The sequence below is a fragment of the Curtobacterium luteum genome, from assembly GCF_014646995.1.
Lineage (GTDB): Bacteria > Actinomycetota > Actinomycetes > Actinomycetales > Microbacteriaceae > Curtobacterium > Curtobacterium luteum.
In genome coordinates this window covers 495,191-513,394 of record NZ_BMOI01000001.1, presented here as the reverse complement: position 1 = coordinate 513,394, position 18,204 = coordinate 495,191, and the positions used below count along the sequence as shown (strand labels likewise).

General features: G+C 73.2%; 20 protein-coding genes and 1 tRNA gene. 9 read left to right on the top strand and 12 right to left on the bottom strand.

The window, feature by feature from the left end; all coding sequences use genetic code 11:
- Positions 1-58 precede the first annotated feature (58 nt).
- Complete coding sequence (locus tag IEY20_RS02275; RefSeq protein ID WP_175329297.1) at positions 59-1,240, bottom strand: MFS transporter; 1,182 nt, start codon at positions 1,238-1,240, stop codon at positions 59-61.
- A 148-nt stretch (positions 1,241-1,388) separates the two neighbouring features.
- Positions 1,389-1,805 carry a DUF2127 domain-containing protein gene (locus IEY20_RS02270; protein WP_188888869.1) on the bottom strand — a complete coding sequence of 139 codons (417 nt, stop codon included), beginning with the start codon at positions 1,803-1,805 and terminating at the stop codon, positions 1,389-1,391.
- 60 nt (positions 1,806-1,865) lie between these two features.
- Between IEY20_RS02270 and IEY20_RS02265 the strand changes: the two genes are divergently transcribed.
- Together IEY20_RS02265 and IEY20_RS02260 are read left to right on the top strand one after the other, a co-directional pair.
- Positions 1,866-2,039, top strand: a complete 174-nt coding sequence (locus IEY20_RS02265; protein WP_175329295.1) for a hypothetical protein — start codon at positions 1,866-1,868, stop codon at positions 2,037-2,039.
- The gene (locus tag IEY20_RS02260) at positions 2,029-2,478 is read left to right on the top strand and encodes a glycosyltransferase family protein (protein ID WP_188888867.1); all 450 of its coding nucleotides are present in this window, start codon (positions 2,029-2,031) and stop codon (positions 2,476-2,478) included. Before IEY20_RS02265 ends, IEY20_RS02260 begins: the two co-directional genes overlap by 11 nt.
- A 40-nt stretch (positions 2,479-2,518) precedes the next feature.
- Here IEY20_RS02260 and IEY20_RS02255 read toward each other — a convergent pair whose 3' ends face one another.
- The 7 genes from IEY20_RS02255 to IEY20_RS02225 form a co-directional block, all read right to left on the bottom strand.
- The gene (locus IEY20_RS02255; RefSeq protein ID WP_175329293.1) at positions 2,519-3,142 is read right to left on the bottom strand and encodes a cation efflux transmembrane domain-containing protein; all 624 of its coding nucleotides are present in this window, start codon (positions 3,140-3,142) and stop codon (positions 2,519-2,521) included.
- Complete coding sequence (locus IEY20_RS02250) at positions 3,139-3,912, bottom strand: phosphatase PAP2 family protein (protein WP_175329292.1); 774 nt, start codon at positions 3,910-3,912, stop codon at positions 3,139-3,141. The genes IEY20_RS02255 and IEY20_RS02250 overlap by 4 nt, the downstream gene beginning before the upstream one ends.
- Positions 3,909-4,190 carry a hypothetical protein gene (locus IEY20_RS02245; protein ID WP_175329291.1) on the bottom strand — a complete coding sequence of 94 codons (282 nt, stop codon included), beginning with the start codon at positions 4,188-4,190 and terminating at the stop codon, positions 3,909-3,911. The genes IEY20_RS02250 and IEY20_RS02245 overlap by 4 nt, the downstream gene beginning before the upstream one ends.
- Positions 4,191-4,298: 108 nt before the next feature.
- Positions 4,299-4,964, bottom strand: a complete 666-nt coding sequence (locus tag IEY20_RS02240; RefSeq protein WP_022904659.1) for a response regulator transcription factor — start codon at positions 4,962-4,964, stop codon at positions 4,299-4,301.
- Positions 4,961-6,001 carry a sensor histidine kinase gene (locus tag IEY20_RS02235; RefSeq protein WP_175329290.1) on the bottom strand — a complete coding sequence of 347 codons (1,041 nt, stop codon included), beginning with the start codon at positions 5,999-6,001 and terminating at the stop codon, positions 4,961-4,963. Before IEY20_RS02235 ends, IEY20_RS02240 begins: the two co-directional genes overlap by 4 nt.
- The gene (locus tag IEY20_RS02230; RefSeq protein WP_175329289.1) at positions 5,998-6,720 is read right to left on the bottom strand and encodes a phosphatase PAP2 family protein; all 723 of its coding nucleotides are present in this window, start codon (positions 6,718-6,720) and stop codon (positions 5,998-6,000) included. Before IEY20_RS02230 ends, IEY20_RS02235 begins: the two co-directional genes overlap by 4 nt.
- Positions 6,721-6,787: 67 nt before the next feature.
- Positions 6,788-7,549 carry a glycoside hydrolase family 16 protein gene (locus tag IEY20_RS02225; RefSeq protein ID WP_175329288.1) on the bottom strand — a complete coding sequence of 254 codons (762 nt, stop codon included), beginning with the start codon at positions 7,547-7,549 and terminating at the stop codon, positions 6,788-6,790.
- 292 nt (positions 7,550-7,841) lie between these two features.
- On the opposite strand from IEY20_RS02225, the gene IEY20_RS02220 reads away from it, so the two are divergent.
- Positions 7,842-7,913: transfer RNA gene (locus tag IEY20_RS02220), tRNA-Gly, on the top strand.
- Positions 7,914-8,201: 288 nt separating this feature from the next.
- Here IEY20_RS02220 and IEY20_RS02215 read toward each other — a convergent pair.
- Genes IEY20_RS02215 through IEY20_RS02205 form a run of 3 tightly spaced genes read right to left on the bottom strand, consistent with a single transcriptional unit; the run spans position 8,202 to position 9,828 of the window.
- Positions 8,202-8,459 carry a DUF6510 family protein gene (locus tag IEY20_RS02215; protein WP_022904057.1) on the bottom strand — a complete coding sequence of 86 codons (258 nt, stop codon included), beginning with the start codon at positions 8,457-8,459 and terminating at the stop codon, positions 8,202-8,204.
- Positions 8,456-9,238, bottom strand: coding sequence for an FAD-binding oxidoreductase (locus IEY20_RS02210; RefSeq protein WP_188888865.1), 783 nt, complete (start codon positions 9,236-9,238; stop codon positions 8,456-8,458). Before IEY20_RS02210 ends, IEY20_RS02215 begins: the two co-directional genes overlap by 4 nt.
- Positions 9,235-9,828 carry a molybdopterin-dependent oxidoreductase gene (locus tag IEY20_RS02205; protein ID WP_175329286.1) on the bottom strand — a complete coding sequence of 198 codons (594 nt, stop codon included), beginning with the start codon at positions 9,826-9,828 and terminating at the stop codon, positions 9,235-9,237. Before IEY20_RS02205 ends, IEY20_RS02210 begins: the two co-directional genes overlap by 4 nt.
- Positions 9,829-10,041: 213 nt before the next feature.
- Here IEY20_RS02205 and IEY20_RS02200 point away from each other — a divergent pair, with 213 nt between their 5' ends.
- Genes IEY20_RS02200 through IEY20_RS02175 form a run of 6 tightly spaced genes read left to right on the top strand, consistent with a single transcriptional unit; the run spans position 10,042 to position 18,190 of the window.
- Positions 10,042-11,643: an ABC transporter substrate-binding protein gene (locus IEY20_RS02200; protein WP_188888863.1), complete on the top strand. Its 1,602-nt coding sequence runs from the start codon at positions 10,042-10,044 to the stop codon at positions 11,641-11,643.
- A complete protein-coding gene (locus IEY20_RS02195; protein WP_031273695.1) occupies positions 11,640-12,683 on the top strand; it encodes an ABC transporter permease in 1,044 nt (347 codons plus the stop codon). Before IEY20_RS02200 ends, IEY20_RS02195 begins: the two co-directional genes overlap by 4 nt.
- Positions 12,680-13,573, top strand: coding sequence for an ABC transporter permease (locus tag IEY20_RS02190; protein ID WP_022904061.1), 894 nt, complete (start codon positions 12,680-12,682; stop codon positions 13,571-13,573). Before IEY20_RS02195 ends, IEY20_RS02190 begins: the two co-directional genes overlap by 4 nt.
- Positions 13,570-15,429, top strand: coding sequence for a dipeptide ABC transporter ATP-binding protein (locus IEY20_RS02185; RefSeq protein ID WP_175329284.1), 1,860 nt, complete (start codon positions 13,570-13,572; stop codon positions 15,427-15,429). Before IEY20_RS02190 ends, IEY20_RS02185 begins: the two co-directional genes overlap by 4 nt.
- Positions 15,426-17,468: a CocE/NonD family hydrolase gene (locus IEY20_RS02180; RefSeq protein ID WP_022904063.1), complete on the top strand. Its 2,043-nt coding sequence runs from the start codon at positions 15,426-15,428 to the stop codon at positions 17,466-17,468. The genes IEY20_RS02185 and IEY20_RS02180 overlap by 4 nt, the downstream gene beginning before the upstream one ends.
- Positions 17,465-18,190, top strand: a complete 726-nt coding sequence (locus tag IEY20_RS02175) for a TetR/AcrR family transcriptional regulator (RefSeq protein ID WP_229727814.1) — start codon at positions 17,465-17,467, stop codon at positions 18,188-18,190. The genes IEY20_RS02180 and IEY20_RS02175 overlap by 4 nt, the downstream gene beginning before the upstream one ends.
- Positions 18,191-18,204 lie beyond the last annotated feature (14 nt).

The following is an 18,204-nucleotide window of genomic DNA, read 5'->3' as shown; positions in this document are numbered from 1 at the left end:
GAAGACCTGTCGCTCCCGGGGTTCGCTGTCCGAGCGTCGGTCCGCACGCCGTGCCCGCTCAGCCGCGCCGACGTTCCCGCTCGCGGAGCCCGACCCAGCCGACGACCGCGGCGCCCGCGGTCGTCGCCGCGAGCACGCCGAGGGCCGCGGGGAGCGTCCACGCGGCAGCGACGGCCCCGACGAGGAGCGGACCGCCGGCGTCGCCGACCTCGCGGCCGAGCTCGGCGTTCCCCATCGTCCGGCCCATCCGTTCCTCCGGTGTGGCGGCGGCGAGGTGCGCGAACGCCAGCGGGGTCACGACGCCGACCACGGCGCCGAACACGACCGCCGTGAGGAAGAGCGTGACGGCGTTCGGCGCGACCGCGACCACCACCAGCACGGCGGTCGCACCGGCGAGTGCTGCGGCGCTCCCGGCGCGGGTGGTGATGCGTCCGGCGTCGCGGAGCCGTCCGGTGCGGGGCTGCACCACCGTCGAGACGAGTGCGAGGACGGCGATCGCCGCCGCGCCGACGGGGGCGGGGAGGTCGAGCCGTGTGGCGAGGAGCGGGAGGAAGCCGACGGCGACCCCGAGGACGGCCGTCGTCGACGCCAGCACGACCGTGGGCACGAGGAAGCTGCGGTCGGTGGTCTGCCGCACGAGGTCGACGAGCGTGTAGCGGGGCCGGGGCTGCGGCGCCAGGGCCGGCACCGACACGACGACCCAGGCCGCGGCGACCACGGCGAGCACCGCGAGGGCGAGGTACAGGGCGCGGATGTCGAGCGTCTCCACGAGGAGGATGCCGAGCAGCGGCCCGAGGACGTACCCGAGACTCTTCCAGGCGCCGTACCGACCGAAGTACCGGCCGAGTCGCTGCGTGCCCGCGAGCCGGGCGACCGTGGCGGAGGACGCCGGGCTGAACGCGGCGGCCGCTGCTCCCTGGCCGACGCGCGCGACGGCGAGCACCGTGATCGACGGGACCACGAGCGCCAGGAGCGACGCTAGGGCGAACCCGAGCAACCCCGCGACGATGACCGGCTTCGCTCCGACACGGTCGCTCAGCGCGCCGAACACCGGCTTGAGGACGACCTCGGCGACGTCGTAGAGCGCGAGCACGATCCCGAGGCCGAGGAGGCTCAGGCCGATGTCGTCGGTCTCGGCGCCCAGGACGCTCCCGACACCGTGAGCGCCGAACGCGGTCGTGAACCCGGCGAGGGAGAGCGGTGCGACGTGCCGTGCCGGCAGGCGCTGCGTCGTCGTCACGGGCCGAGTGTGGCCGAGGTCCCGACCGACGGTTTCTGTCCACGCGGCACGTCGTCCCGTCCCCACAGGCTGCGCAGGGCGTCACGGAGCCCGCGGTGGTGCCGTTGCTCGCGAACGGTCAGGGCGACGATGCCGACGTCGAACAGCGTCAGCAGCGCCAGGCCGATGCCGGGGTGGCGCACGAGTTCGTACCCTGCCAGACGACGAACGCGCTGAGCGCGGCGACCGCCCACGGGTACAGGCGCCGGGAACCCCGGAAGATCGCGGCGACGATGCCGAGCTTCACCAGTCCGTGGACGATCAGGTAGGCGGCGGCGAACAGGGTCGCGTCGGCGCTGAGGGTCGCGGCGCCGTGCCGGACGAGGTGGGCCACGAGGTCGTCGGGGTCCTCCTGGAGTTCCCCGGCGGTGATGGTCCGTGCCGCTGCCTCGACCTGGCCGGGCCGCAGGACGAGCAGGGGGATGCCCGCCGCGAGCTCGACGAGGCCGTCGATCCCCTTGAACGCGAAGCCGACCAGGAAGATCACGTCGAACCGCCGCTCCCGTGTCCATCGTCTGCGCTCCATGCACCGAGTCTCCGCCTGCGGGACCCAGGAACGACCAAGACGGACGGTGCGGTCCCGGTCTTGCCGATCTCTGGGAAGACGGGTCAGAGGCTCGTCAGCGAGGTGGTGGAGATGACGCTCTGGATCGTGCTCGCAGTCGCGGGCATTGCTGTGCTCGGGATGGTCAGCACCGCGGCCGCGCTGGTCGCGGTCGCCGCGGAGGCGGACCGGGAGGGACTGCTCGATGCCGACTGAGTCGAGGGTGCTCGCACGGTCGGTCCCGGCGAGGCCGGACGGTGGCCCCCGGCGACAGGTGCCGCGGGGCGTGGTCCCGCTGGTCGTCGGCCTGCTGGGGTCCACCGTCTCGGTCGTCGGCAGTTGGGTGCCGAGCGTCTGGTACGACGAGGCGGCGACGGTCACCTCCGCGACACGATCCTGGGTCGCGCTCGGCCGGGAGGTGCCTCACGTCGACGTCGTGCACGCGCTCTACTTCGCCGTCATGCACGTCTGGTTCGCGGTCGTCGGGTACTCGCCCTTCACGCTCCGCCTCCCGTCCGCCATCGCCGTGGGGACCACGGCCGCACTGGTCGTGCTCCTCGGCACGCCGCTGGCGGGGCAGCGGGTCGGTCTCGTCGCCGGGCTCCTGTTCCCGCTCCTGCCCAGGGTCACCTGGATGGTGCTCTACCGTCGCTGAGACCGGGGTCGTCGTGCTGAGGAGACCCGCTCGGGCGGGCTCAGGGCGACGGCCGCACTGCGGGCCGCAGCAGGTGCAGGGCCTCGCGTGCCGCGTACCCGGCGAGGACGTACCCGGCCAGGGGGTCCGCCCACCACCAGCCCGCGGCCGCGTCGAGCACGAGACCGACGAGCACGGCGACGGCGAGGAGCCCGTCGACCACCGTGACCCGTGCCTCGGTCTGCAGGACCGAGTTCCGCAGGGCGGTGCCGACGGACCGCTTCCCGGCGGCGAGGCCGAACATGACGACCGCGGTGAGGGCCGTCCAGACGACACCGCCGGGCGACGGCGTGGCGTGGTGCCCGGAGATCAACGCGACGGAGGAGTGCACGGCCAGGTAGGCGGTCAGCAGCGCGAACGCGGCCCCGATGAGCCGGAGCGCGGTCCGTCGCCGTCGTTCGCCCGTGTCGGCGAGCTCCCAGAGGACGACCGCCGACGCGCCGATCTCGATGAGGGTGTCCGCGCCGAACCCGGCGAGCGCCACGGAACCGGACTTCGCGACCAGCGTGGCGAGCACGACGACCCCGACGACGTTCCAGGCGAGGGTGGCCCACTCGAGCAGCCGTCCACTGCGGAGCAGGCGGCCCGCACGGCCCGTCGGTCGTGCTGCGGCGGGTGGGGTCACCGGACGAGGTCGCCCGTCGCGGCCGCCGGGCCGGTCTCGCTCCGGTCCGCCGAGAGCTCGGGGACCTTCGCGGTGAGGCGGGTGTCGACCGCGATGGCGACCGCGGTGATCATCATCGAGAGGCCGACGGACGACAGGGTGTCGGTGAGCCAGTGGTAGCCGAGGTAGAGCCGGCTCACCACCTGGGCGGTGATCATGAGTGCCGCCAGCGCGAACACGGCGACCGTCACCCAGCGGCGGTGGCTGCGGGACGCGACGAGGAAGGCGCCGATGAGGAAGAAGTCGCTCGCGCCGAGGACGTGGCCGGACGGGAACGAGAACGTGTGGTCGGGGCCGAGCAGCATCTCGGCGATCGGCGGTCGGGGGTGCCGGACCAGCGGCGCGAGGAGCTGCGCCGTGGCGACACCGAGCACCATGCCGCACGCGAGGAGCAGCGGACGGTAGGCGTGCCGGGCGAACACGGCCCACGTCACCGTCACGACGGCCACGACGATGGGCATGCCCACCGGTCCGAAGACGGTGGCGAGCACGACCGCGACGTTCGTACGGTCGGGGTCGCGCTGGGTGTCGAACCAGGCGTCGACCGGCCCGTCCAGGCGCTGGATGCCCGTGTGCGTCAGGACGCCGACGAGCATGGTCCCGAACACGAGGGTGCCGACGATCGCCAGGACGACCGAGCTGCGCAGCAGCACCGCGCGTTCGACCCGGCCGACCGACCGGACCTGCGGGGCGAACTTCCGGTGCCACCACCCGGGCTGGTCGGCGCTCATCGTCCGGCTCCCGTGGTGCGACGAGTGCGGACGAGCGCGCCGACGATGTTCCGTGTCATGGAACCAGCGAACCGCATCCGGGCCGTTCCCGCCGCGAGCGGGACGAACGTGCGCACGACGGGCACGAACCGTCGGCCGACGCGGACGTCGGGGAGGAAGGGGAACAGGACCCCGGACTCGACGACGACGAGCAGGGCGATCCCGCCGAGGACCCACGGTCCGAAGCCGTGCAGGATCGAGGCGGCGTCGAACAGGTGGACGGCGAGCGGGACGGTCACGTGACGTTCCTCCGGTGGGTGCGGGTGGGCGTGCGGGACCGACGCCCCGGGAACGGATCCTGGGGGCGCTCTTCCCAGAAAGCACCAAGGACCCGCTGGCGGCCGGGATCAGGCGGGCGTGCCGAGCCGGTACCCGCGTCCGCGGACGGTCGCGATGAGGTCGCGTTCGGTCTTCTTCCGGATGTAGTGGACGTAGGTGTCGACGGTGCCGAGCTGCTCGCCGCGCTCGAAGACCGCGGACAGCAGCTGCTCGCGGGAGAACACCCGGTCCGGTGCCGCTGCGAGGACGGCGAGCAGCTCGGACTCGCGGTCGGTCAGCGCGACGCGACCGCTGTAGGGGGAGTGCACGGTGTGGTCGTCGGGGCGGAACGACCACCCGCCGATCTCGATCGACGGACCGGGTGCGTCGTAGTCCCGGGTGAGTGCCCGCAGTCGTGCCTGGAGTTCGTCGAAGTCGAACGGTTTCACCAGGTAGTCGTTCGCGCCGGCGTCGAGGCCGGACACCCGGTCGTGCACCTCGCCGAGCGCGGTGAGCACGAGCACGGGGGTGGCGACGCGGAACCGTCGCAGTTCGCGGACGACGTCCAGGCCGTCGCCGTCGGGGAGGCGTCGGTCGACGACGAGCACGTCGAAGAGCCGGTGGAGTGCGGCCTCGAGCGCGGTGACGCGTGTGGTCACGAGTTCGACGTCCCACGCGTCGGCGAGGACGTCGCGCACGATCGGACCGAGGCGCGGGTCGTCCTCGACGAGCAGGAGCCGCGGTCGTGCGGTCACCGGGCGGCTCCGCGGCGGGGGAGCGGCTCCACGATCGGCAGCGTCAGGGCGAACACCGTGCCGAGTCGTCCGGTGCGTTCGACCCGGACGTCGCCGCCCGCGCGGACGGCGATGTCGCGGACGAGCGCCAGCCCGATGCCGTTGCTGGTCCGGGTCGGGCCGTCCGGAGGGACGCTGCCGTGCGCGAAGCGGTCGAACACCCGGCGCGGCGCGATGCCGGTGATCCCGGCGCCCTCGTCGCGGACCCGGATGACGACCGCGCTGCCGACGCGCTCGTTCTCGATCCACACTGCGCCGCCGGTCGGACTGTGACCGACGGCGTTGTCCACGAGCGCGACGAGGGCACGTCGGAGCTGGGTGGGCGTCACCCGCACGACGACGTCCCCCGGCGAGACGACCAGCTGGACGCGGCGGTCCCGGGCGAGGACCGCCGTGTCGCTCGCGACGGCCGTGAGCGCGTCGTCGAGCGGCGCCTCCGCGCGTTCGTCCGTGCGTCCGGCGGCGGTGGCGAGGAGGTCCTCGACGACCTCCGTGAGGGACCGGGTGTCCGTGCGCAGTTCGTCGGCGACGGCGCGCTCGGGGCTCGTCGGCGGGAGCATGGCCTGCAGCTGTTGGACACGGGCGCTCAGGACGGTGAGCGGCGTGCGGAGCTCGTGCCCGGCGTCGGCGACGAAGGTCCGCTGCAGCCGGTGGGCCTCGGCGAGCGGCCGCACCGCGCGGCCCGCGATCAGCCAGGTGGCGACCCCGGCGAGGAGCACGGCCGCCGCGCCGACGACGAGGACCGCGACGAGGAGGTCGACGGTGTCGAGGTAGACGTGCACGTCCTCGGGTCCGTGCCGCTCGGACTGCTGCCCCGGCGTCAGCTGCCAGGCCACGTAGAGGACCACGAGCACGACCACGGAGACGACGAGCGCGGCGGACACGACCGCGACCCGGAAACCGATCGCGAGCGCGGACCGTCGGTAGACGCGACGGTCGGGGTCGCGGTCACCGATGCGCCGGAGGGCGTCGGGGACCCCGTCGAGCAGTGTCCTCACGGGTGGTCCTCCTTCCGGACGCGGTGCCGACCAGTCTGCTCCAGCCGACGGGCGAGCGGATCCACGACGTTCCCGACCCAGACCGCCCTGGCCGCCGGCGCGACCGCGAGTGCCCACACCACGGACGCGGCGAGGTCGGTCGGCCAGTGCACGCCGTCCACCGCGAGGGCGAGCACGACGAACAGCACCCCGAGACCGCCCACCACCGCGACCGCCCGGCGACGGCGCCCCGGGGGCACCAGGGCGAGCACTGCGAGCAGGAGCGCGGTCACGAACACCGCGTGACCGCTGGGGAAGGACGGGTCCGGTTGCACGGGCACGAACGGGTGGGGCAGCACGGAGCCGTCCGGACGCGGCCGAGCGACCACGAGTTTGAGCAGGTCCGACGTGATCCAGGTCAACGCCACGGTCCCCGCGAACCCCGCGGCGGTCGCGACGCGTCGGGTCCGGATCCAGACGAGGGCGGTCAGTGCGACCGTCAGGAGCACGGCCGGCACCGGTTCGAACGCCGCGTAGACGGCGGACCCGACCGCGGCCGCCGTCCCGGTGTGCGCGGCGTTGAGGGAGCGGGCCAGGGGCTCGTCGACGGGGTGTGCGCGGAGCAGGAAGCCGATCAGCACGAGCGCGGCGACGATGACAGCGGCGCGCACGACGCGGCGGCCGAGGGCCCGCTGGTCGAGGGGTGCGGTCGGGGGAGCGGTGGTGGGCGGGGTGGGCACGGGTCCAGTGCACCCATCCCGTCCCAAGAATCGACGAAGAACGTCCCGGTCCTCGTCGCAGGCGGTGTCAGCCGCTGTACGTGTACGTCGAGACCCAGTCGATGTAGAGGTGGCCCTTGGCGCCCCAGTTGCCCACCTGGAACATGTACCGGTGCGCGGAGGTCGGCACGTCCCAGGTGACCGTGCTGATCACCTTGCCGTCGAGGAGGTACCGGACGCTCTTCCCGGGGATCCACTCGATCGAGTAGACGTGCCAGTCGCGCCACGAGGCGCGCGTGGTCTGGCTGGTCGCCATCACCTCGTTGCCGGGCTGCATGGAGTGCTGGTGCGACATGGGAGAGTCCTCGAAGTTGCTCTCCGGGTAGTCGATCTCACCGTCGCTCCACACGTTCGACGTCGGCCAGAGCATGAACGCGGCACCGTTCCCGACGCCGCCGGTCGCCTTCGCCCGCACGCTGAACTTGCCGCCCTTGTGGCCCCAGGCGCCGGTGGGGGTGCCGAACGTGCCGGCGGCTCCGTGCTTGCCGTCGAGGTAGACGTCCATGTGCCCGTTCAGGGAACGGATCTGCTTGCCCGACCAGTACATGTTGCTCATGCCGTCGGGGTACGGTTGCCAGCTGTCGGCGTACGTCCTCGCGAACTTGCCGCCCCAGTTGGCGGTGGTCCTGAACTCCTCGACGAACTGCTGCTTGAACTTCCCGACGTTGCCCCGTGGCGCGGCGGTGGCGGCGGCCTGCGCGACCGATGCGCTCCCGATGGGCGTGATCACGAGACCGGCCGCGAGCACGGCGACCGCGAGCACGGCGCGGATCGAGGTCTGCTGACGCATGGTTCTCCCACTCCCTGATGTGCGATGAGGACGGTCGGTCCTGCGCCGTCGGTGGAACGGCTCCGACCAGAGGTGCCACCGGTCCCTCGGTGGCCCTGCACGCCCGGTCGCCGACCTCCCCAGGAGGGTTCCCGTGCGTGTGCCACGAGCCTATGGAGACGTCCGCGGCGTGGCGCGCCCAGGACGTCCCCAGAAGGTGGTACGCGGCTACCCCACTTGGAGGGGGTCGACGCGCCCGAGGGAGCCGGACGGTGTGCTGCCGTGCCCCGGAGGGGTTACGCTTGACCGGTACGCGGATGTGGCGCAGTGGTAGCGCATCACCTTGCCAAGGTGAGGGTCGCGAGTTCGAATCTCGTCATCCGCTCGGACAGAAGGCCCCGGTCGACCGACCGGGGCCTTCGTCGTACCGCGGCAGGCACCGCGGCCGGCGGTGGGTCGGGACGTTCGTCGCGACCGTGCGACACGCGACGAACGCAGGATTCGGGTGCCCGCGCTCGTCGGCGTCGGGGCCACCGTGCCCCTGGGCCGGGACGGATGGGTGGTCCGTCGGCCCGGGAGAGCATCCGGAGCCGTGCGCACTCCGGATGGGTCACCGGGCCACCGTTGCGGTTTCCCGCACAATTCCCGCACGACACGCGGGACGACCTTGCGCTCAGTGGGACGGTGTGGAGGAGGCCCGCGCTCCCGGGAAGCCGACCCAGCGCCGGCCGGGGGCGTCGACCACGGTGACCAGGACGGCGTCGCAGTCCCGGCAGCGCGCGACGGCTCCCATCGCGCACACGTGGACGCGAGCCCGGGCGAGGACCCCGCCGCCCCCGCACCCCGCGCACCGCAGGAGTGCGGTGGTCGCATCCGGTCCGAGCCGCTCGGCGAGCGTGCCGGCCAGGGCGTTCCCGTCGACGACCGTCATCCGTTGCCCCCGAACCGCTCGGCGCGCACGTCGGTGGTGTCGTGGCCGAGTTCGCCGAGCCACCGCAGGACCTGTTCGACGAACGGCGTCGACCCGCAGACGTAGACCAGCGCCCCCGAACCGGGTGGGAACACCGCCGCCGCGAGCGACTCGCGCGTCAGACGGCCGACCGGTTCCCCTGCGGGCGCCCGTCGGCTGTGCACGACCGTCGTCGCGACGCCGGCCGCGGCCGCACGGGCGAGCTCGTCGCGGAAGAAGACGTCCTCCGGGGTGCGGACGGCGTACAGCAGCCGGAACGGAGCCGCGTCCCCGGCGTCGACGTGGGCGGTGGCGATCGCCGCGAGCGGCACGATGCCGGATCCGCCGGCGATCAGCTGCACCGGTCGGTCCTCCGTCCCCGGGCGCCACACGAACCACCCGCCGAGCGGGCCGTGGACCTCGAGGGCGTCGCCGACCTCGACCGCGTCGACGAGGAACGGGGACACCTCGCCGCCGTCGACGCGGTCGACAGCGAGGACGACCCGCGTGGCGTCGCCGGACGATGCGATCGAGTACGACCGCGATGCCTGGTAGCCGTCCTCGGCGGTCAGCCGCAGGTCGAGGTGCTGGCCCGCGTCGTTGCCGGGCCACGTCGGGACGTCGAGGACGATGCGGCGCGCGTTCGGCGTCTCCCGGGCGACCGACGCGACCGTGGCCGCGTGCCAGGCCGGCCGCCTGCGCACCGCCGGCGACGAGGACGCGGCGATCCGTGCCTCCAGGCCGGTGTCGGGGAGCGTCACCAGTACCGCTCTTCCTTCCAGGGATCGCCGTGCATGTTGTAGCCCGCGTTCTCCCAGAACCCCGGCTCGTCGTCGGACTGCATGACGATCCCGCGGACCCACTTCGCGCTCTTCCAGAAGTACAGGTGCGGCACGAGCAGGCGGGCCGGGCCGCCGTGCTCGGGTGTGAGGGGCTCGCCGTCCGCCTCGAACGCGATCCACGACTGCCCGTCCAGGAGCTCGTCGAGGGGCAGGTTCGTCGTGTAGCCGCCGAAGCTGTGGACCATGCAGAAGTCCAGCGAGGTCTCGACGTCCGCGAAGAGGCGGTCGAGCGGGACCCCGCGCCAGGGCATGTCGAGCTTGGTCCAGTGGGTGACGCAGTGGATGTCCACGGTGACGTCCTCGACCCCGAGCGCGTGCACCTCGTCCCACGTCCACGAGTGCAGCCCCGACTCGGTCCGGATCGAGAACGACCAGTCGCTCGGCTCGATGTCGGGCGTGGCGCCGGCGGAGAGGACGGGCCAGTCCTGCACCAGGGTCTGCCCCGGTGGGATGCGGGAGTCGTCGCGCTCGTGCCGTCGTCCGCCGAAACCGCGGGTGAAGGTCGCCATGCAGCGATCCTCCCGCGCTCCTCCGACCCTGCATGTAACGGGTTGGTAAACACTCGGGCCGTCCGCACGGCCTCGACCGACCCCGCTGCTTCCGCGACACCGCGGGCATCGACGGGGGTCCTCCGGCCCCGATGCCTCTCCGACGGGGGCTTGGGGGATCGGCCGACCTCCCTTATCGTTCACCGGAACGATTACCAGGAGGGGCCACTCCGAATGCAGCCCATCGTCCACGAACCCCGGAACGACGGCGGCCCGAGCCGTCGGACGCTCCTCACCGGCGCGGCCGGCATCGCCGGTCTCGGCCTGCTCGCCCTGACCGGCTGCAGCAGCGGCGCGAGCGCCGGGCCCGCAGACCTCCCGCGAACCGCGGCCACCGGGACCGCCTGGCGTGGCGGACGGCTCCGGGTCGCGCGTCCGGCGGCGTCGGCGGCCGAGACGCTCGACTCCGCCGGGTCCCTGTCCGCCTACGAGTACCTCGGCGCGCTCTACAACCGGCTGGTGAAGCTCGACGAGCAGGGACGGACCGTACCGGACCTCGCAGAGGAGTGGTCCGCGAACGCCGACGGCACCGAGTGGACCTTCCACCTGCGCCGTGGCGTGCGGTTCCACGACGGCTCCGGGTTCACCGCCGCCGACGCGATCGCGAGCATCCAGCACATCCTCGACGAGGAGACCGCCAGCCCGCAGGCCGGGGTCCTCGGCGAGGTGATGGACGCCCGGTCGATGACCGCCGTCGACGCGCACACGCTCCGTTTCGCCCTGACGAAGCCGAACGCCGAGTTCCCGTCGCTCCTCACCGCGTACCAGTGCTACATCGTGCCCGCGGCGGCGATCGCGGACATCAGTCGCACCGGCATCGGCACCGGACCGTTCCGGCTGTCGTCCTTCACCCCGGCCGGCGCCGGCAGCGTCGAGGCCTTCGACGACCACTTCGCCGGGCGTCCGGCGCTCGACGGCGTCGACTTCTTCTCGGTCCAGGACACGACCGCCCGGGTGAACGCGCTGCTCGCCGGGCAGGTCGACCTCATCTCGCAGACGAACCTCGACTTCGCGACCGCCCGCGTCGTCGCGGCCTCCGACCGGGCGACGATCGCGCGCTCCGAGAACGCGCAGTGGTACACGATCCCGATGCTCGCGACCAGCGACGAGTTCCGCGACCCGCGCGTCCGCCGGGCGATGAAGCTCGCGTACGACCCGCGCGCGATCGTGGCGACCGCGCTGCAGGGCACCGGTTCGCCTGGATGGGACAACCCCGTGCCGCCGCAGCTCGCCGCCTTCGTGGACGACCACCGCGAGTACGACCCGGACAAGGCCAAGGCGCTGCTCAAGGACGCCGGGCGGTCGGACCTGCGTGCACCGATCTACACGTCGAGCTACGAGTCGGTCTTCACCCCGATGGCCGTCGCCTACCGTGACGCCGTCGCGGACGCGGGCATCCGCCTGACCGTGAAGAACGCCAGCTCCGACTCGTACTACACGCAGATCTGGATGCAGAAGCCCCTGATGGTGAGCTACTGGTTCACCGGGCGCCCGATCGACCAGCTGCTGAACCAGATCTTCCGGTCCGGGTCCTCCTACAACGAGAGCGCGTGGTCGAACGAACGGTTCGACGCGCTGCTCGACGACGCCCGCGCCGAGATGGACGACGCCAAGCGCCTGACGCTCTACCAGGACGCCCAGCGACTCGTCGTCGAGGACGGCGCCGACATGACCCCGATGTTCGGGGACCGCCTGGTGGGGCTGTCCCGGGACGTCGTCAACTACTCGGAGTACGGCTTCGAGTTCGACTGGCTCCGGATCGGACTGCGACGATGACCTCCACCACCAGACCGATGGACGTCCTCGTCCCGGTCCTCCGCCGACTCGGGATCGCCGTCCTCACGGTGGTGCTCGCGTCGTTGTTCGTGTTCCTCGCGGTGCAGGCGCTGCCCGGCGACGTCGCGCAGCAGCTGCTCGGGCAGAACGCCACGCCCGAGGCCGTGCAGCAGCTCCGCGCGTCGCTCGGCCTCGACCGGAACGTGTGGCTGCGGTACCTCGAGTGGCTCGGCGGCGCGGTCCACGGCGACTTCGGCACCTCGCTCGTCAGCGGGTCGCCCGTCGCGCCGACGCTGTTCACCGCGTTCCGGAACAGCATGCTCATCGCCGTGCCCGCCATGCTCGTCGGCGTCACGCTCTCGCTGTTCCTCGGCGTCGTCGCCGGTGTCCGGCGCGGCCGCACCACCGACCGGGTCGTCTCGGTCGTGAGCCTCGTCGTGATGAGCGTCCCGGAGTTCATGGTCGCCACCGTGCTCGTGCTCTGCTTCGCCATCGGCCTGCCGCTGTTCCCCGCCGTCGTCCTGCGCGGCAGCGACGCGACCGTCGGTGAGCTCCTGCCGACGATCTGGCTGCCGATCACCGTGCTCACCCTCGCGATGGCGGCCTACATCGTCCGGACGGCGCGGTCGTCGACGATCGACGTGATGGCGTCCGAGTTCGTGACCACCGCGGAGCTGAAGGGCCTGCCGATCCGCCGCGTCGTGTGGAAGCACGCGCTCCCGAGCGCACTCCTGCCCACCCTGACCGTCATCGCGCTGAACGTCGCGTGGCTCCTCGGCGGCGTGGTCGTCGTGGAGAACGTCTTCAACTACCCGGGCATGGGCAAGCTCATGCTCGAGTCCGTGTACGACCGCGACCTCCCCACCATCGAGGCGATCGCGCTCCTGAGCGCCGTCGCCTACGTCGTCTGCAACCTCGTCGCCGACCTCGTCGCGCTCGCACTCGACCCGAAGCTGCGCACCCGGCAGCGCCGCACCCGCGTGCGCCGCCGGAGCACCGGCAGCGCCGTGACCCGACCCTCCCGGAAGGCCGCAGCATGACCGCCGTCACACCGCGCCCCCGTGGCGTGCTCCGTCCGGGGACGACCGGTCGGTTGCTCGCGCCGCTCCGGGGCTCCACCGCCCTCGCGATCGGTGCGGGGCTGATCGCCCTGCACCTGGTGCTCGCGCTCCTCGCACCGGTGATCGCCGGGCACGACCCGGTGGCGACGAACGCCGCCGACGTGCTCGCCGGACCCACGTGGACGCACTGGCTCGGCACCGACCAGTACGGGCGCGACGTCCTGTCCCGCACCCTGAACGGCGGCCGGTACGCGCTCCTCGTCACCTTCCTCGCGACGACCACCGCCGTCGCGGTCGGGACCGTGCTGGGCTGCACGACCGCGTACGCGGACAACTGGTTCGACGAGGTCGTCATGCGGGTCGTCGACGCCCTGCTCAGCGTCCCGTCGATCCTCGCGCTCCTCGTGGTCGTGACCGTGTTCGACGCCGGACTCTGGGTGATCGTGCTCGCCGTCACGGTCGTGTACGCCCCCGCGGTCACCCGCGTCGTCCGCGGTGCCGCGAGGACCGTGATCACGCAGGACTACGTCACCGCGGCACGCGCCCGCGGCGAGCGCCCGCTGTCGATCGTGTTCCGCGAGATCCTCCCGAACGTGCTCGACGTCGTGCTGGTCGAGTACGCGATGCGCGCTTCGTGGATCGTGCTGCTCGTCGCCTCGCTGTCCTTCCTCGGCTTCGGGGCGAACCCGCCGACGCCGGACTGGGGTCTCATGGTGCAGGAGAACCGGACGGCCCTCACCGTCGTGCCGCTCGGGACCCTCGCACCGATCGTCGCCCTGGCCACCCTCGTGGTCGGGCTGAACCTCGCCGCGGACGGGCTCGCGAAGTCCCTCGGCGTCGACCGTGCGAAGCAAGGAGCCGCCGCATGACCAGCACCTCGACCGTGACCTCGACCGCGGCGGGCGACGCCGGCGCGGTCCCCGTGGTCCAGGTGGACGACCTCGCGATCTCGTACGCTGCCGGGGCCCGCACGGTCCCCGTCGTGCGCGGGGTGGGCTTCTCGATCCGGGCGGGCCGGACCCTGGGGCTCGTCGGCGAGTCCGGCAGCGGCAAGTCCACCGTCGCTCGCACCCTCCTCGCGCACCTGCGCGCCGGCTCGGTCGTCGAGCGCGGCAGTGTCCGGGTGGCCGGTGCGGACGTGTTCGCCCTGTCGGTGGCCGGGCGACGGGCCCTCCGCGGCGGCACGGTCGCGGTGGTCGCGCAGAACGCGGGCCAGGCGTTGACCCCGTCGATGCGGATCGGGGAGCAGATCCGCGAGGCCCTCCGGGCGCACGGCGAGCCCGACGGCCCGGACCGGGTCGCCGAACTCGCCCGTCTCGTCCGGCTGCCGTCGCCGGAGACGATCGTCCGGCGCTGGCCGCACCAGCTGTCGGGCGGTCAGCAGCAGCGAGTCGCGATCGCGATGGCCGTGGCCGCGCGGCCCCGGGTGCTCGTGCTCGACGAGCCGACCACGGCGCTCGACGTCGTCACGCAGGCAGCGGTCCTCGACCTCGTCGCGGACCTCGGCCGCGAGCTCGGCATGGCCGTCCTGCTCGTGAGCCATGACCTGGGCGTGGTGTCGGCCATGGCCGACGAGATCGCGGTCATGCACGACGGGTCGATCGTCGAGCACGCCGCGACCGCGGCGCTCTTCGCCGCGCCGCAGCACCCTTACACGCGTGCCCTGTTGTCCGCGGTCCCGGACGGACGGCGGCCCGGGCCCGCGTCGCCGGTCCCGGATCGACGCGTCAGCGGCGGGTCGGCCGTGCCGGCGGGGGGAGGCACGGATCGCCCCGCCGACGACGCCACCGTCCCGGGGACGGTCCCGGTCGACGGCACGCACACCGGGCCTCCCGACGGCGTCCGTCCGATCGTGGCGGCCGACGACCTGGTGATCCGCCACGGACGTGGCCTGCCGGCCGCCGTGGACGGCGTCTCGTTCACGATCGCACCGCGGGAGACCCTCGCGGTCGTGGGCGAGTCCGGGAGCGGGAAGTCGACCCTCGCGACCGCGCTGGCGGGGCTCGTGCCCGCGGAGTCCGGCGTGTTCTCCTTCGATGACGGCACCGTCTCGGGCGACCTCGCGGCGCCGGTGGCCGAGCGCTCGCCCGAGCTCCGCCGCGCGGTGCAGCTCGTGTTCCAGAACGCGGACACGTCGCTCAACCCGCGACGCACGGTCGGCGCGGCGATCGGCCGGCCACTCCGGCTGTTCACCGGGGCGTCGTCGCGGGAGCGGGTCGGGGAGCTCCTCACCCTGGTCGGCCTCGGACCGGAGTTCGCCGACCGCCTGCCCGCGCAGCTGTCCGGCGGGCAACGGCAGCGTGTCGGGATCGCCCGGGCCCTCGCCGCCGAGCCGCGTCTGGTGATCGCCGACGAGATCACCACGGCACTCGACGTCCAGGTGCAGGCGGGCATCCTCGCGCTCCTGACGGACCTGCAGCGGGAGCGGGGTCTGAGCTGCCTCTTCATCAGTCACGACCTCGCGGTCGTCCGCGGGGTGTCGGACCGGGTCGCGGTGATGACCGGCGGCCGGATCGTCGAGGTCGGTCCGACCGAGGCGGTGTTCCGCGGCCCGAACCGCCCCTACACGGCGACGCTGCTGGCGGCGACGCTCGAGCCGGGCAGCACCGAGCTGCCCGACGTCGACGACGGCGTGCAGCGGTGGCGGCACGCCGACGGCTGGACCGGCCACGGCGACGGCCACCAGGTCCGGAACTGGACCACCACGGAAGGGGACGACGCGTGAGCGCGTGGTTCACGGCGATCGGCGACCCGTCGTCGCTGCCGGACGGGGTGACCGTCCGCGACGAGTGGATCCCGATGCCCGACGGGGTGCGACTGCACGCCCGGATCTGGTCGCCCACCGCGTCCTCGGGACCGCTGCCGGTGCTGCTCGAGTACCTGCCGTACCGGCTCGACGACTGGACGGCGCCACGGGACTCGGAGCGGCACCCCTGGTACGCCCAGCACGGGTACGTCTCGGTGCGGGTCGACATCCGCGGGACGGGGTCCTCGGACGGGTTCTTCGACGACGAGTACAGCGAGCAGGAGCTCCGTGACGGCGAGGCCGTGATCGCGTGGCTCGCCGGGCAGCCGTGGTCGACGGGCGCCGTCGGAATGTTCGGCATCTCGTGGGGCGGCTTCAACGCGCTGCAGCTCGCGGCCCGGGCACCGGCTGCCCTCAAGGCCATCGTGACCGTCTGCTCGACCGACGACCGGTACGACAACGACGTGCACTACGCCGGCGGGGCGGTGCTCGGCATCGACATGGCCGCGTGGGGCGCGACGATGTTCGCGTTCAACTCGCGTCCGCCGCGGCCGGAGGTGGTCGGCGCCGACTGGGTCGCGCGCTGGGCGGAACGGCTCGAGCGGAACCGTCCGATGACGCCCGTGTGGCTGTCCCACCAGGAGCGCGATGACTACTGGCGCCACGGCAGCGCCGCCGAGGAGTACGGGGACATCCGGGCCGCCGTCCTCGCGGTGGGCGGCTGGGCGGACCCGTACCGCGACGCCGTGCTGCGGCTCGTCGAGCACGTCGACGCGCCGGTCAAGGGGATCGTCGGCCCGTGGTCGCACCAGTACCCGGACCGTGGGCTCGCGCCGGGACCGTCGATCGGCTTCCTGCAGGAGACCCTGCGCTGGTGGGACCGCTGGCTCCGGGGCGTCGACACCGGGGTGGAGCAGGACCCGGCGCTGCGGGCGTGGATCAACGAGGGCGAAGCGCCCGCCACGTACTACGCGGAGCGGCGCGGCCGCTGGGTCGGCGCCGAGGCGTGGCCGTCGGCGGCGACCACCCCGCGGACGGTCGCACTGTCCTCGACCCGGGGCGGTGGCGACGGTCCGCTCGTCGCCCGCTCGCCCGAGCACACCGGCGTCGACGCGGGTCGGTTCTTCCCGTTCGGGAACGCCACCGACCTGCCGCCGGACCAGCGCGCCGAGGACGGCCGCTCGATGTGCTTCGACCTCCCCGTGGAGGAGGCCTTCGACCTGCTCGGCACGGTGACGGTCGACCTGGCCGTGACGAGCGACGCCACCCGGGCGAACGTCGTGGTGCGCCTGTGCGACGTCGCCCCGGACGGCGCCTCGACGCTCGTGACGCGCGGGGTGCTCAACGCCGCGCGTCGGCGCGGGATGGACCGCGCGGACGCGCTCGTCCCGGGGGAACCGACCGTGCTGCCGGTCCGGCTCGTCTCGACCGGACACCGGTTCGCCGTCGGGCACCGGGTCCGGATCGCGGTGTCGACGTCGTACTGGCCGTGGGTGTGGCCGCACGGGACCTCGCCGACGCTCACGATCGACCCGGCGTCCTCGGTCGTCCGCCTGCCGGTCTGGACGCGTGCGACCGACGACGACGTGCGGTTCGGGGAGCCGGAACGGTCGACCCCGCTCGCGATCGCACGGGTCGCCCCGGCGGAGGCCCTGCCGCAGCGGACCGTCACCCACGACGTCGAGACGGGGGAGTGGACGCTCGACGTCGACCCCGGGTACGGCGGCGGACGGGTCTACCCCGACGGGCTGGTGTTCACCGAGGATGCCCGGGAGACCTACCGCATCCGAACCGGGGACCCGACGAGCGCCCGGGCGTCGTCGCGGTGGTCGATCGGCCTCGCGACCACGACGTGGGGCGCACGGCTCGAGACCGCCTCGGAACTGACCGCCACGGCGGATGCGTTCCGGGTGGAGAACACGGTGCGGGCGTGGGCACGCGACGGTGACGAGGACACGCCGGAGGTGCTCGTCGCCGAGCACACGTTCGTGGACGACGTCCCGAGGACGTCCGCGTGAGCGGGGGGTCCGCCGCGCGGTCGTCCGGGTCGACCGGGGGCCCCGGGGGGTCCGACGCGCGGCCGCCCGCCGGGGTGTCCGGCTCCGTCCGTGCGCGGCAGCGCCCCGAGGTCCGACGGGCGATGATCGTGGCCGCCGCCCGCGAGGTGATCGTGCGCCGCGGCGTCGGGTCGACCGGGCTGCGGGACATCGCCGCCGAGGCCGGAGTCTCGGTCGGCACGGTCACGTACCACTTCGGCAGCGTCGCGGAGATCCTCAACGAGGTCGTCGTGCTCGAGACCGAGCGCTTCTACGGCGCGATCGTCGACGCCGTCGACGCCGAACCCGACCCCGTCAAGGCCGTGCGGATGCTCGTCGAACCCCTCTTCGCCGAACGCGAGGAGGTCCGGCAGCACTGGCGGATCTGGTCCGACTACTGGACCGCCGTCGTTCGTCGCCCCGAGGTCGCGGCCGAGTACGCCGAGCGGATCCGGGTGTGGGAGGCCTGCCTGGTCCGGGCGGTCCGCCGGGGCGTCGACGCCGGCGTGTTCACGCCGTCCGCGGAACCCGAGGTCGTCGCGCTCAAGCTCGCCGCGTACAGCGACGGCGTCGCGACGCAGATCCAGCAGGGCGTCCCCGGACTCACGAACGCGGTCGCCCTGGAGTGGATGTGGGGCTTCCTCGAGCACGAACTCGGGGAACCCCTGGCGGGTTCCGAGCCCGCTCCCCTTGTCCGGCGGTGATCGGTGCCCTACCG